Raw genomic sequence first — 13,525 nt, 5'->3', positions numbered from 1 at the left:
CGGCCTGGGCGGCGCCCAGGCGCAGACGGTACGGGCGCTGGCCACCCGCCCCGAGTTCGGCTTCATGGCGGCCCCGCATCAGGACGCGGCCTCGGCGGCGCACAGCGTCGCCGCCTTCCTGCGGGACACGATCGTCGGCTACGGGCGGCGACTCGGCGCGGGCGACCCGCAGTTCACGCTCGCGACGCCGGACGGCTTCCGGTCGGCCGAGGACGCGCTGTGACGACAGCGGAGGCAGGGGCGACAGCGGCGGCGGCGAAGCCGGCAGCGACGGCGGTGACATCAGCGAGTTCAGGGATTTCAGCGAGTTCAGCGAGTTCAGCGAGATCGGTGACATCAGCGGCATCAGCGACATCAGTGAGAGAGAAGTGACGATGACCGAAAGCAACCAGGGGCACCTGCTTCCCGTCTACCTCCTGGCCGACGAGTCGGGGTCGATGTTCGACCACATCGACGACCTCAACGACGGCCTGAGGTCCCTGTACCAGGCGCTGCTCGGTGAGCCGATGGCCGCGGCCAAGGTGCGCTTCTCCGTCCTGGGCTTCTCCGACGACGTCATCGAGCGGGTCCACCTCGTCGACCTGCGCGCCGCGGGCGAGTTCCCGCTGCTGTCCACCCGTGGCATGACGAGCTACGCCACCGCCTTCGAGGATCTGATCAGCCGGATCCCGGCGGACATCCAGGGGCTCAAGGCCGAGGGGTACCAGGTGCACCGGCCCGCCGTGTTCCTCTTCAGCGACGGGCTGCCCAACCGGGGCGAGGACTGGCGGGACGCCCACCGGCGGCTCACCGACCGCCAGTCGACCCTGGGCGCGCCCAACATCATCGCCGTCGGCATCGTGGACGCCGACCCGGAGATCATCAACGAGGTCGCCACCCAGTCGGAGTTCGGGTTCATCGTGAACAAGGGAGTCGACGTCGGCGACGCCATCGCCAAGTTCTGCACCGCCCTGACCAGGAGCATCATCGCCTCGGGCCGCTCCCTCGGCTCGGCCCACCCACAGCTCACGGTCGACAAGCCGGAAGGCTTCACCGTCGCGATCGATGTGATCTGACGTGGCCCTGTTCGGCAGGTGGCAGAACGCGACAGGGCGAGAACGAGGGCCCGATCGGCCGGACACCTCCCAACTGTCCGACCCGGTACGGCGGTCCGCGACGCACCAAAACGACGCCCGGGATCCCGGCACGGTCCCCGCCACGGAGAAGTCGCCGGACGCGGTGTCCGGCTCGGCACCTGATTCGGCGGGGGATCCGGCGAGGGAGCCGAAGGAGGAGTCTGCGGAGAGGTCGGCAGGGAAGCCGGAGAGGACGTCGGAGAGGACGTCGGAGAGGACGTCGGTGGGGGAGCACATCGACGAAGAACCATGGCGGCCCATCGTCATCGGGAAGCCCGTCCCGGCGTTCGAGACCGTGCCGCCGCGCGGGCTGTCCTACCGTCCGGACACGGTCTGCGACGGCTGGCAGACGGGGAAGGCGGCCCTGCGCCTCGCCTCCGTACGCGGCAACCAGCACCGCTACGAGGGACGGCCCCGCGAGGACGACGCGGCGGCGGCCTGGGACCAGGGCACCGGAACCGTCGTGTTCGCCGTCGCCGACGGGGTCTCCAGCGCGCGCCAGCCCCACATCGGCTCCCAACTGGCCTGCCGCAGCGCCGTGGACGAGATGCTCGCCCAGGTACGCGGCGACGGCGCCGGCTATGTCGCCGACTGGGACAAGCTGCTGTCCACCGTCCACTGGCAACTCGTCGAACAGGCCCGCCGTATCCTGCACCGCCCCGACGCGGGCCCTGAGGAGACGGCCGGACTGCTCGCGACCACCCTGGTGGCCGGCACGGCGACCCCCACCGACCAGGGCGTCTTCGTCCACCTGATCTCGATCGGCGACTCGGGGGCCTGGCAGATCAAACACGACCGGTTCTACCGGCTGACAGGCGGCAAGGCGGCCGGCGCGGACGGGCTGTACTCCTCGACGGTGGAGCCGCTGCCCTTTGTCCCCGGAGTCATCCGCCCGCTCTCCTTCGCCCTGGAACCGGGCACGGTCCTGCTGGTCGGCACGGACGGCTTCGGCGATCCGCTGGGCGACGGAACGGGAGCCGTGGCCCGGCACTTCTACTACGGACTACAGCGCCCCGTACCGCCGTTGGGCTTCGCCCATCTCCTCGACTTCTCCCGGGAGACCTACGACGACGACCGCACGCTGATCGCCCTGTGGCCGTGGCACGACGCACCGGGAGGCACCGGTTGACGACGATCTCCTGGGTCGGGCGGGACAAGCTCGGCGACCTCCCGGTGAACCGGCTGGGCGACGGGGGCCAGGGCGTGGTGTACGCGGTGCCCGACCCGCCCGGGAAGTTCGCGGGCGAGTACCTCGCGTACAAGGAGTATCTGCCGACGGTGTCGGGCGACGGCGACGCGCTCTACGGACTGGTCAGCTTCTTCGACCAGTTGGGCCGCACCGACCGGCACGACCACTCCTTCCTGGACAAGCGGCTGACCTGGCCGATCGCGCTCGTCTACACCGGCGCCCGGCCGACGCGCCCCTTGCCGAGCGACAACCCCGGCACCACGGTGACCGGGTTCCTCATGCAGCGGATCACCGAGGAGTTCGAGCTCGACAGCGACCGGCTGGACAAGGTGAAGCCGCAGGGCATGGAGTTCCTGCTCAACCCCGACGGCTACACCCGGTCGCTCGGGCTCGACGTCGACGACGGGCGCAGGCTGCGGCTGCTCATCGACCTCGCGGCGACCCTGGGCCGGCTGCACCGGCACCGGGTCACCGTGGGCGACCTCTCACCGAAGAACGTCCTGTTCATGCTGGACCCCTCGCCCAAGTGCCTGCTGATCGACTGCGACTCGATGCGGCTGGCCGGGAGGGACGTCCTGCCCCAGGTCGAGACGGACGACTGGGCGGTGCCGGAGGCCGCGAAGGCGACGCCGGCCTCGGACACGTACAAGTTCGGGCTGATCGCCACCAGGCTCTTCAACCGGCACCAGTCGAGCACCGATCTCACCGGGCTGCGGAACGTGTCGTCCGCCCTGGCGAACCTCGCCGAACGCAGCCGGAACTCCGATCCGGCCGCCCGTCCGCCGATGCCGGAGTGGCTGCGGGTACTGGAACAGGCACGTGTCCAGCAGCGGCGCAAGCCACCGCCGGCGCCACCACGACAGCCACAGCCACAGCCACAGGCACAGGCACAGGCACAGGCACAGCAGCATCCGACGAGCCCGCAGGTCACGCCCCGGCCGCAGCCCGTGACGCGGCCGAACACCGGGTTCCAGTTCCCCGCGGGGGGACCGACCCCACGCCGGACCCCGCCCCGGGCCGCCCAGCCCAACCGCGCCAACCAGCGCACACAGTCGACCCCGTACAGACCCTCCACGCCGTACGCACCCCGCACGGCCGCCCCGCAGCGAACCCGCCGCAGGACAACGGCCGTTCAGCCCTCCGCCTCCCCGGGGCTCTCGGCGACCGCCCAGGCCGTCGGCGTGGTCGTGGCCCTGCTGATCGCCGCGGGTGTGTGGCTGGCCACCACCGGGCACATCCCGTTCTTCGGGGACAGGACCAACAGCGACTCCTCCTCCGGTTCGTCCGCGTCCTTGCCGTCCTTGCCGTCCTTCTCGCCCTATCCGTCCTTGCCGTCCGCCTCTTCTTCCGACGCGAGCGTCAAGTCGGCGCCCGGTCCCACCGATCCGCCCGTGACCCCGGCGGAACCGGTCGAGGTGGGCAGGGCCGCGGCGCCCGGGGCGACCGTCGACTACTCGCAGGTCGCCGACCATCCGAGGGCGCGCGGGGTGGCGACGATGTTCGCCCACTTCTACGGGGCGATCAACAAGCGCGACTACCCGAAGGCGATGCGCCGCTACGACCCCGGCTCCAGTGTGGTGAACGTGAACTCGGCCAAGAGCCGCGCGAGCTGGACGCGGGACATGAGCACGACCCAGGAGTCCGGCATCGTCCTGACCGGTCTGTCGAACGACGGCACGTACACCCTCGCCACGGTCAGCTTCCGCAGCACCCAGGACCCCGGGTACGGGCCCTACTCGAACCCCGACGACACGTGCGACGACTGGACGATCACCTACCAGTTGACGAACACGAAGGGCTACCGCATCTTCAAGGCGCCCAGGGAGGGGGTGAGTCACACCTCCTGCTGAGGACGGGAGCAGGCCACGGGGCAGTCCGGAGCCCCGGAAACCCGGCCGTCACCCGCCGAACGCCTGCCCCTTCAACTGGTCCACCGACCGGATCAGCAGCGACTGACGCCCCGTCACGATCCAGCCCCGTCCCCGCCATTGCTCCAGCACCCGGCTCACCGTACGCCGCGAGCTGAGCACCAGCCCCGCCAGATCGTCCTGGGAGAGCGGCAGGGCGATGCGTACGCCGGTGCCGTCCGGGTCGGGGTGGCCGCAGCGTTCGGCCAGGTCGAGGAGGAGGGCGGCGAGACGCACCGGGACCGGTTCGGTGATGCCGGTGCGCTGGACGTCGGCCTCGCGCAGCCGCCCGGACAGCGTCTGTTCCAGCGCGGCGGTCACTCCGGCACTGGCGCGGGCCAGCGACTGGAAACGGGCGGCGGGCAGGTGCAGCAGCTCGACCGTGGTCGCCGTGTGGAGCGAGGCCGAGCGGCGCCTGCCCTCCAACCCGGCCTGCTCGCCGAGGAGTTCACCGGGGCCGCGCAGGGCGAGCAGAGCGCGGTAGCCGGCGTGGGACTGGGCGACGACCTTGACCCAGCCGCGCAGCAGCACCACCAGATGGTCGGAGTCCTCGCCCTGCGCCAGGAACTGCTCGTCGGCGGGCAGCGACACACGGGTCGACCCCCGGAGCACCGCGTCCCGGTCGGCGGGGGCGAGGGCCTCCCAGAAGGTGCCCTGACGACGGCTGCCTGTGCCCGTCTCGGCCATGGTGTCGCCCCCGGTCCAGGTGTGCGGCTGTGCAGAGGATATGCCGGTCGTGCCCGTCAGTTGAAGGCTGCCCGCGAGTGCCGTCCTCGGAGCGCGCGAGCGGGCGCCGGTGTGAGGGAGAATCCTGCCCGCCGCCTGCCGTGACGAGAGGACAACCGACGTGGACAGCATCAGGGCCGTCTCGCTCCACGAGGCCGATGAGACATTCGGCGTCCGGTCGTTGTTCCACCTGGGAGGTCCGGACGACACCGGGGAGGTCCTCGTCCTCCCCGGCGACTCGGCGGCCCTGGAACGTCTGCCGCTCGACTTCTCCCACCTGGACGCCTGGTCCGGGCTGACGAAGACCCACCCGGGCATGTACCGGGGCCTGGTCGTCGACGGGGACCTCACCGTCACCGACTGGATCACCAACTGGGAGTGGGACTTCGGCCCCTTCCTCCTGGTACGCGGTGACGTACGGGCGAAGAACCTCGCCACCGCGGGCAGCGAGGTCCTCATCGAGGGCGACCTGGAGGTGGAGCAGACCGTCGCCGGCATCTACAACCACGGTCACACCGTCGTCCGGGGCGACACCCGCGCCGAGGTCGTACTGACCCAGGAGCACCTGACCGAGTTCCGGGGCGGCCTCGAAGCCCGACTGGGCATCGCCGGGAACTTCCTGCGGGTCGCGGACCCGGCGAGGGTACGGGTCGGGGCCTGGTCCGGCTGTGTGCGCGACCTGCGGGGCGAGCTCGTGCCGGACCTCGGATCACGCTCGACCCGGGCACTTCGCGCTCTCGATCCCGACTTCCGGGACCTGGACAGCAGGGCGATCCTGAAGGCGATGGAGTCGGGCCGCTCCCTGCTGCTCCACTCACCCGGCCCCGCCCGGCCGCTCCCGGCCCCGCCCAGGACTCCGGCCGACGGGATCCGGGACGCCCTGCGCCTGGCGGGCTGCCGGGAACACGACCGCTGGGACGACGGCTTCGTCGTGGACCGGGACCGGCCCCCCTTCGAGGTCTACTTCTGCGAGGCCGACGAACCCGACGAACCCGGTACGCCCGGCGCCCCGGACCCCCTGGACCCAGGGATGGAACTGACCCGCTACGCGGCGGCCCTGACCGCCGCCGGGTACGAGGTGACCGCCGACCCGCACGACGAGGACGTGCTGGAGGTCGGCGGCCGGGCGGGGAGTGACTGACGCCCGGTCGTCCCGCGTGGGCGGGGAGTGACTGACGCCCGGTCGTCCCGCGTGGGCGGCGAGGTCCGGCCCCGGACGTCAGGACTCCGTCGCAGGCGCGTGGTGGCCGGTGGCCACGGCGGTGGCCAGTTCCACCCGGGAACGTACGCCGATGCGCCGGTAGAGACGGTTCAGCCGGGTCGACACACTCGTCTCGCTCACCGCCAGGGCCTCGGCCAACTGGCGGTTCGACAGCCCCTCGGAGACCAGCCTGGCCATCAGCACCTCGGTCTCCTCGGCGACCGCCGGGTGCCGGGGCACCGGCAGTCCGGCCTCCCGCAGGGCCGCCCTGGTCCGGTGCCGCCACAGCAGCGCGCCCAGCTCACCGAACAGGTCGTACGCCTCGCGGAGCAGCTGATCGGCCGGTGCGTCACCGTACGGCGGCTCCCCGCGTCCGGGTGCCGCGCGTCCGGGCGCCAGGGGCGCCGCGTGTTCGGCCCGGGCGACCGCCAGCAGCGTCCGGGCCAGTTCGAACGGCTGGCCGAGTGAACGGGCCAGGGTGATCGTGGTGCGGGCGTCCGGGACTCGCTCGAAGGGCCGGTGGTGCGGGTCGGCGGGCGCCGTGAGGCTCTCGAAGCGGGTGCGCAGATACGTCAGCCGGTCGCAGGCGCGGCCCTTGCGGGCGATGCGGGACAGCTCGTTCAGACCGGACGCGACCAGGTCCTGCCGTCCCCGCTCGGCCTCGATCAGGGTCAGGCCCGACCACAGGTCCGCCGTACCCAGTACGAGGCCGGCGCGGGTGGCCTCGGACAGGCCCCGGCGCAGGGTGTCGCGTGCCGCGTCGGTCCGGCCGTGGAACCGGTCGACCGCCGCCTTCTCGGCGGCCAGCAGGTACGACATCGGCGGTCCGGCCGGGTTCGGGAGGTCGAGCACCGTTCCCGCCCGGGCGGGCCAGCCCTGTGCGAGGAGTGCTGTGGCCGCCCTCGCGTGGACCAGGGCGTCGAGTGGACCGCGCGCGGTCGGCGGGCTGTTGGCCATGAGGGAGCCCGCCGCGGCCAGCGCCCGCTCCCAGGCGCCGGTGAGGAACCGGTGCGTCACCGCGCATTCCGGGGGCAGTTGATCCATGCCCACCCCGTGCTCGGCGAGCAGCTCCGTGACCTTCCGGGAGTCCTTTGCGATCAGCAGATGCCTGCACAGGAACACCGTGTACTCGAACACGCGTACACGACCAGGGGTCCGGTCGGGCGGGTCGGCCGAGGTCCGCAGCAGGTCGTACAGGAGCGTCGGGTCGCCCGCGAGGAGCGCGGTGACGGCCCTGGAGGCGCTCTCGGCCTGCCGCTCCCAGTCGTTGGCGGGCGGGGGAGCGTCCGTGAACAGTGTGGGGAGGCCGGACCAGCCGCCGAGCAGGGAGGCGGCCAGCGCGGCGAGGGCCAGGGGGTGCTCGGGTGTGTTCGTGACTTGTGCCCGGTACCGCCGCGACAGCGCGGCCGTGTCGCCGCGCGCGGCCAGTTGGGCCGTCTCGACGGCCAGCAGCCGCTGCCGGATGGCGGGGTCCGGCTGTCCGGGCAGGTTCCGTACCAGCGCCCACACGGTCTCGTCGAGGGGCTGGAACCGCTTCACGTGCAGTGCGCGTACCGCGTAGTCGGTCACCGCGGCCGCACAGCGCTGGTCGTCGTCGCAGGACTCGACGGCGGCCGTCAGCCATCCTGCGCACTGCCTCGGCCGGGAGTCGGCCAGTCGCTCGACGATGCGGAACAGGTCACGGGCGGCCCGCTCCCGGTCGACCAGCCCACCGGCGTCCACCAGCCGGTCCGCCAGCCAGGCGTCGCGCGCCGGGTCGTCACCCTGCCGGGAGCCGTCCCCCCGGTCCTCCGCCGCCCAGCGGGCCCGCACGGCGACAGCCGACACGACCCGCCGCTCGTACGGCCCCGCCCGGGTCCGCAGGGCGACCCCGACAAGCGGAATCCGGAACCTCCAGCCGAGCGGTTCCGGGGATCGGGGCCCGACCTCCTCGGCCTTGGCCTCGGTCTCGGTCTCGGTCTCGGTCTCCGAGAGTCGCGGCTCGGCAGCCGACTCGGCATCCGATGAGTGCGCTCGGCCCGCCGGGGGGCGCGTGTCCTCCGCTGAGGGCTGTGCCCCGGTCTCCGGGGAGGGCAGCACGCCCTCCGGTAACCTCCCCCCGCTCTCCGCGCATCGCGGCCCCGTGACCAGGCCGTACCGCCTCAGTTGGGCCAATGCGTCCCTGACCGTTTCGGGGGGCAGGTCCGTCGCCGTGGCTATGAGGGCCGGGGTGTGGCTGGGGACGTTCTCCAGGAGGCTCAGGGCGCGGGCCGTTCGCCAGACCGGGTCGCCGAGGCCGCGCAGGAACGCGGTGAAGCGGTCGTCGCCGCGCGGTACGGGAGGCGGCTGGTCCGCCACCAGGTGGGCGCGGCCGATCAGCACCCTGACCATGGACGAACCGGCCACCGCCACGACCGCCGCCGGGTTGCCCCCGGTGAGCCGGTGCACCTCGTCCACCAGGATCTCGTCCGGTACGGCCCGGAGCCGGTCGATGAGTAAGCGGACCAGGTCGCCGCGAGTGAGCGGGGGCAGCTCGATGAGGCAGGTCTCGTCCTTCGGGGCGGGTCCGGGTTCGGGTTCAGGTCCGGATCCGGGGAGGGGAGCGGGTTCGGGACCGGGACCGGGACTGGGGCTGGGGCCGGCGGTGCTCAGGACCAGCCGGACCGACGGCAGGGTCAGCGACAGGGAGCGCAGCAGCGTCAGCGTTTCCGGGGTGGCGTGCTGGGCGTCGTCCACCAGCAGGACGACCGGTCCGCACGCCCGCAGCACCTGCTCCAGGGCAGCCGCACCGTCCCGTGGCCACTGGTCGTACAGGCCGGTGTCCGTACCGGCCCGGCGGGGTCCGGGGACACGGCCCGCCGTGAGGGCCGCGGGCGTCGGATCCGCGAGCGCCGTCAGCAGCCGGTGCGCGAGCAGCCCCGGCGTCAGCATCTCGCCGGGCAGGAACCGCAAGGCGTGCGCGGGCCTCCCTGCGGCTCGCAGCCGGTCGCCGAGGGCGGCGAGCAGGGTGCTGCGTCCGGCCCCCACCTCACCGTGCAGCAGTACGACGGAGGGACCGGAGGGGGAGGTGACGGCGTCCCACAGACGGCGGGTCTCAGCGGGGCGCACGACCGGTTCCGGCGGGGCCACAGAGCCGGGGCGGCCGGGAGGTTCCTCGCTGGTTCCCGGGTGATCGGCGGAGCGTGCGGCCATGGCCACCCCCTGAAGGCGCTGGTGAGCCGTCTTCTCACCCGCCGGAGGCGGGGACGACGGAGCAGTGGCCTCTTGACCTTTCAAACGACGATAGATCAGCTTGAGGCTGGAGCGAAAGATTTCGACCGATGCGGACAGTCGGAGGTGCCGAGGATGTCACCCATTCCGAACCGGGAGACCATCGCGGTGGTCGGGCGCGAGGACGAGCTCGACGAGCTCGGCGCCGCACTGCGCGAGGCCGGTTCCCAGGGGCGTGTGCTTGCCGTGCACGGCCGCCCGGGGATCGGCAAGACCACACTGGCGGAGGCCGCGCTGCGCCCGGCCGCCCGCGACGGGCACCTGGTCGTCAGACTGCGGCCGGGGCCGCGCGGCGCACCCGGCCTCGACTCCCTCGTCGATCAGGTGTGCGCCGTCCTGGCCGAGGAGGCCGGTTCGGGAACCCCCGTGCGGGCGGCGGCGCTCCGGCGCGGCCGGCCCGGGCTCGCCCTGATGCTGCGGACCATGTCGGCCGTGACACAGGCCGCCGGCGCCCGGCCGCTGGCGGTGCTGCTCGACGACGTCCACCGCCTGGCGGCCCAGGACCGGGGTCCGGTCGGCGCGCTGTTGCAGGGACTGCGGTCGGCGGGGGCGTGCGTCCTGGTGTGCGGGGTGCTGGACGCGGTGCACCCGAGTCTGGTCAGGGGGCTGACCGGGGTGGTCGACCGCGCCCTGGAGCTGCCGCCGCTGACCGTCGGACAGTGCGCCGAGCTGATCGGCCGCCGCCTCGGGGTGCCGCCCGCCGCGGAGCTGGTGGCCGCGGTCCGCCGGGGCCTCGGACCGGACGCCGGGGGAAACCCGGGGGCGGTCGCGCGGGCCGTGGACACCCTGCGGGAGCGCGACCGGCTGGTAGTGGTCGACGAACGCGCCTACCTGGCCGACCCCCGCACCCCGATAGTGCTGCCGGTGTTCCCGACACGGCCGGGTGAATGGCCGCCGGGTACGGACGTGCGCGGGCCGGCCGACGACCCCTTCCCCGGCGAGGTGCTGGCCCTGCTGGCCCGGCTGACGGGGGCGGGGGAGACCACCGTGGACGACTACCTCGGTCTGGCTCCCGAACTGGGCACCACACAGGACCGCCTTGGCCGGCTCCTCGACAGCCTGGTGAGCCTGGAACTGGTCGCCGTCGACGACCGGCAGCGGCTCACCTGTACCGTCCCCGCCGCCGCCGAACTCCCGGCCCACCGCACCGAGGACGACGTCGCCCGGCTGCACGCCCGGCTGGTGCTCGACGCACACCGGTCGCACCGTGCCCGGCCGCCCGACCCGCGCCTCGTCGACCACGCGCTCGCGGCCGGGCCCCGGCTTCCGGCGCCGCTGCGGACCGAGCTGCTGCTGGCCGCCGTACGCGAGCAGGACCCGCGTGAGCCGTTACGGACCCTCGGCGCCTGCCGGGCACTCCTGGACGCGCTCCCCGCGCACGACGTACACCTGTCCTCCGTCCTGGGCGTCGCCGTCCCCCTGATGCTCCGTCACGGCCAACCCGCGGACGTACTCGCCCTGGGCGACCGGCTGCTGCCCGGCCTCGCCCCGGGAGCCGTCCGCGAGCAGCTCGCCCAGGCCTGGGCCCTGGCCGCCGTCCACGACCAGTGGCTCGGCCTGCACACCGTGGACCACGACTCCCCGGCCGCCCGGGTGGCCCGCCGGACACCGGCGGCCGGGCCACTGCTGTCCCTGGCCGAACGCCCGCCTGCCGGGCCGCACCCCTCGCCGTCCGAGGGCGTGCCACTGTCCGACGGCCTGCCGTCCGAGGGCGTGCCGCCGTCCGACGGCCAGCCGTCCGACAGCCCGCCACCTTCCGACAGCCCGCCACCACCCGCCGACGAGACCGAGGTGCTGGTCCGGGCCCTCAGTTCGTGGACCGAGAAGGTGCGGGGTGACGCGTGGGTGCCCGCGGTGGCGTCCGAGGTTCGGGAGGCGCTCGGACTCGGTGACCTGGCGAGTTGCTGGGCGACCCTGCCCGAGAGGAGGCCCAGGGTGTTCCCGGGGAGTCCGCTGCACGTCCACCAGTCCCTGGTCCGGGAGTTCCTCACCGGGACTTGGGACGTCGCCCTGAGTCTGGCGGGCAGCCTGGAGGCGGGCCCGGCGGCCACCGGGCACAGTCCGCTGTATCTGCACAGCCGTTCCCTCGCCGCCGAGATGTGCCGTGTGCGGGGCGACCTCGGGCGGGCGGCGGCCTGGCTGGACCGGGTCGCGGACGGCGCGGAGCACCTGCCGCTGCTGAGCTGGGCCCGCGCCGGGCTGCTGCACGGCCGGGGCGACACGGGGGGCGCCTGGCGTCAGGGGCGGCGGGACTGCGACGAGCTGTGGCGGGCGGGCCGGACCGCGGGGCTGGAGCGGCCGTTGCTGCGGGTGCTCCACTACGCGACGCGCGACCCGGAGGGCGGCGCCGACGCCGGAGCCGGCCTGCTGGAACGGCTTGAGGAGCTCGACACCGCCGCCCCGTCCCGGCTGACCCGCGCCGCCGTCCTGCTCGGGCGCGGACTCGTACGGGACGACGTGGACGGAGTCGTCCACGGGTACTGCATCCTCGCCGCGCACGGGGGCCGGCAGGCGGCGTTCAGCACCGCCGTATGGCTGCTGCGGCGGACCGGTGAGCAGCGGTGGCTGCGGGAGGCCTGGCGGCAGCACGAGGGCATGGCGTCACGGCCGGCCCGGAAGACCCTCGTACGGCTCGCCGCCGAGTTCCGCCTCGTGGTGCCCCGGACCGGTGACGACCGGCCGCTGCTGAGCCGGCTCGATCTGCGGATCGTCGAGCTGGTCGCCGACGGGTCGACCAACCGGCAGATCGCGACCGCCCTCGCGCGCAGCGAGAAGAGCGTCGAGGCGCACCTCGCGAAGATCTTCAGATCCACCGGCTGCCGCTCGCGGGTGGAGCTGGCGACCGCCTGGCTGGAGGGAGGCCTTTCGCTCGCCGAGACCGCTCGGACCCACCAAGGGATCCACCAAATCCACCAAATCCACCAAGGGATCCACCAAGGGATCCACCAAGGGATCCATCAAGGGACCCGCCACGGGATCCGTCGAGTGCCGTGACCGCCGCGTTGTGACTTTTCCCTACAACCTCTTCCGGGGCGGGTACGCGGAGTGTGACGGTCCGTGTCCTGTGCCACCATCGACAGCGTTCTGCAGCGCGCGTTCCGTCGCTGAGGAGGCATTCGTGCGTGTTGTGCGGGTCGCGGCCCACGCGGAGGACGCCCTGTGTTTCCTGGGGCTGACCGGCGTGCTGCGAACGCCCGGAACAACACTCGTCGACACCACCCAGGGCCCGCCGCCCGACGTGACCGTCGTCTCCGTACCACAGGTGGCCGCGGCCACCATGCAGCTCCTGCGGAATCTTGCGAGACCGGTCTGCGGATTCGTGCTCATTTCCGGCGACACCTGGTATGCCGACTATTCGGAGGCCGCCGAACTCGGCGTCCGTGCCATGTTGCGACGGGTCGAATTCACCCAGGAGCGACTGCTGGAGGCCGTGGAACTGGTGGCGGCGGGGCAGGCGTGCCTTCCGGCGGTTCTGCAGGGCGGACTGCTCGACTATGTGGGCCGGGTGCAGCGGGATGTCCTCGCCCCTCGTGGACTTTCCGCCTCGGGCCTGTCGAAACGGGAAGCGGATGTCCTGCGGATGGGTGCCGAGGGCTACAGCAATGCCGAGATATCGCGGAAATTGCTGTGTTCGGAGCGGACGGTCAAGACTGTCTTCTCGGTCCTGATGAAGCGGCTCCAGCTCCGGAACCGGACACACGTCACGGCCTACGCCATTCGTGCGGGCCTCATCTGACGCTCTCTCCCTCCCCCAGGCTCCCTCAGGGGCCCGGTTCCGCTGCCACAGCCGGTGCCGAGCCGCCTGCCCCGCGCCGGAACGGTCCCAGGCCCCGAGCCGGAACAGCCTTCCGCCGTGAGCCGACACACCACCCCTCCCCACCGTGCGGACCCGCCATGTCGGCGGACGGACTGTTGGTGTCGTGTTCACCTGGGCTCCGTCCGAGCCTCGCCTGAGATTCGTCGGGCATCCACCTGGCCGCCGCCATAGGTAATGGAATATATTACCTACGACCGGGTTGCATGCTCGGGGTTCCGTTCCGCAGATGAATTCGCGGTGGATACTGTCACGCACCTTCTCATGCCTGCCCGACCGGGCACCAGTGGGCGGCCGGCGGCGTCAGTTTCAATCAGGAATGCA

9 protein-coding genes are annotated in these 13,525 nt (G+C 72.7%); 7 read left to right on the top strand and 2 right to left on the bottom strand.

Annotated features, from left to right (window positions below; translation table 11 throughout):
• The 4 genes from AOK08_RS19755 to AOK08_RS19740 all read left to right on the top strand — a co-directional run.
• Nucleotides 1-223, top strand: a 223-nt coding sequence (locus AOK08_RS19755) for a hypothetical protein (RefSeq protein ID WP_422125755.1), incomplete at its 5' end; no start/stop codon positions are given.
• Between the two features lie 151 nt (nucleotides 224-374).
• Nucleotides 375-1,055 carry a vWA domain-containing protein gene (locus AOK08_RS19750; protein ID WP_055527667.1) on the top strand — a complete coding sequence of 227 codons (681 nt, stop codon included), beginning with the start codon at nucleotides 375-377 and terminating at the stop codon, nucleotides 1,053-1,055.
• Nucleotides 1,056-1,338: 283 nt separating this feature from the next.
• Nucleotides 1,339-2,244, top strand: a complete 906-nt coding sequence (locus tag AOK08_RS19745; protein WP_055527655.1) for a protein phosphatase 2C domain-containing protein — start codon at nucleotides 1,339-1,341, stop codon at nucleotides 2,242-2,244.
• A complete protein-coding gene (locus AOK08_RS19740; RefSeq protein ID WP_055527649.1) occupies nucleotides 2,241-4,154 on the top strand; it encodes a hypothetical protein in 1,914 nt (637 codons plus the stop codon). The genes AOK08_RS19745 and AOK08_RS19740 overlap by 4 nt, the downstream gene beginning before the upstream one ends.
• Before the next feature lie 48 nt (nucleotides 4,155-4,202).
• Here AOK08_RS19740 and AOK08_RS19735 read toward each other — a convergent pair whose 3' ends face one another.
• Complete coding sequence (locus AOK08_RS19735; protein WP_079054137.1) at nucleotides 4,203-4,898, bottom strand: Crp/Fnr family transcriptional regulator; 696 nt, start codon at nucleotides 4,896-4,898, stop codon at nucleotides 4,203-4,205.
• Nucleotides 4,899-5,058: 160 nt separating this feature from the next.
• Here AOK08_RS19735 and AOK08_RS19730 point away from each other — a divergent pair, with 160 nt between their 5' ends.
• Nucleotides 5,059-6,078 (top strand): hypothetical protein, encoded by a 1,020-nt coding sequence (locus tag AOK08_RS19730; protein ID WP_055527644.1) that lies wholly within the window; start codon nucleotides 5,059-5,061, stop codon nucleotides 6,076-6,078.
• 78 nt (nucleotides 6,079-6,156) lie between these two features.
• Here AOK08_RS19730 and AOK08_RS19725 read toward each other — a convergent pair whose 3' ends face one another.
• Nucleotides 6,157-9,225 carry an AAA family ATPase gene (locus AOK08_RS19725; RefSeq protein ID WP_198539313.1) on the bottom strand — a complete coding sequence of 1,023 codons (3,069 nt, stop codon included), beginning with the start codon at nucleotides 9,223-9,225 and terminating at the stop codon, nucleotides 6,157-6,159.
• A gap of 237 nt (nucleotides 9,226-9,462) precedes the next feature.
• Here AOK08_RS19725 and AOK08_RS19720 point away from each other — a divergent pair, with 237 nt between their 5' ends.
• Complete coding sequence (locus AOK08_RS19720) at nucleotides 9,463-12,381, top strand: helix-turn-helix transcriptional regulator (RefSeq protein ID WP_055527636.1); 2,919 nt, start codon at nucleotides 9,463-9,465, stop codon at nucleotides 12,379-12,381.
• A 124-nt stretch (nucleotides 12,382-12,505) separates the two neighbouring features.
• Nucleotides 12,506-13,123 carry a response regulator transcription factor gene (locus AOK08_RS19715; protein ID WP_157876730.1) on the top strand — a complete coding sequence of 206 codons (618 nt, stop codon included), beginning with the start codon at nucleotides 12,506-12,508 and terminating at the stop codon, nucleotides 13,121-13,123.
• Nucleotides 13,124-13,525: the final 402 nt, after the last annotated feature.

It is taken from the genome of Streptomyces graminilatus (assembly GCF_001418565.1).
In the GTDB taxonomy this organism is placed as follows: domain Bacteria; phylum Actinomycetota; class Actinomycetes; order Streptomycetales; family Streptomycetaceae; genus Streptomyces; species Streptomyces graminilatus.
This window is presented reverse-complemented; position numbering and strand designations above follow the sequence as displayed.

What these genes read in the sequence shown, in the direction of transcription:
- AOK08_RS19750 (WP_055527667.1), top strand. Translation starts at nt 375, where the DNA reads ATGACCGAAAGCAACCAGGGGCACCTGCTTCCCGTCTACCTCCTGGCC.
- AOK08_RS19735 (WP_079054137.1), bottom strand. Translation starts at nt 4,898, where the DNA reads ATGGCCGAGACGGGCACAGGCAGCCGTCGTCAGGGCACCTTCTGGGAG.
- AOK08_RS19720 (WP_055527636.1), top strand. Translation starts at nt 9,463, where the DNA reads ATGTCACCCATTCCGAACCGGGAGACCATCGCGGTGGTCGGGCGCGAG.